Annotated in this window: 1 pseudogene; it reads right to left on the bottom strand. The window is 60.7% G+C overall.

The features are described from left to right. Nucleotides 1–126: pseudogene (locus NFX52_RS30760) on the bottom strand (IS3 family transposase); the annotation flags it as partial. Nucleotides 127–252 lie beyond the last annotated feature (126 nt).

The raw sequence follows: 252 nt of genomic DNA, 5'->3' as shown, positions 1-252 counted from the left end.
GCCGCGCATCACACCACGCAGTCCCATGCTGCGCATCAGACGCTCTACCGTGCAGCGGGCCACGGTCACGCCTTCGCGCGCTAGTTGCCGCCATACCTTGTCGGCGCCATAAACCTGCATGTTGGCCGTAAGCGACCAGCCGTACCACCTTGAACAGTCCCGCGACATCTCGCAAGATCGTGTGCACGTAAACCATCGTGGACACCATGCTCAAAGATTCAGAGACACCGAGATATGCGACGCGGCGTACCC

The organism is Acidovorax facilis (genome assembly GCF_023913775.1).
Taxonomy (GTDB): domain Bacteria; phylum Pseudomonadota; class Gammaproteobacteria; order Burkholderiales; family Burkholderiaceae_C; genus Acidovorax; species Acidovorax facilis.
Note: the sequence above shows the minus strand (reverse complement) of the source record. Positions and strands in the feature narration are given on the sequence as shown.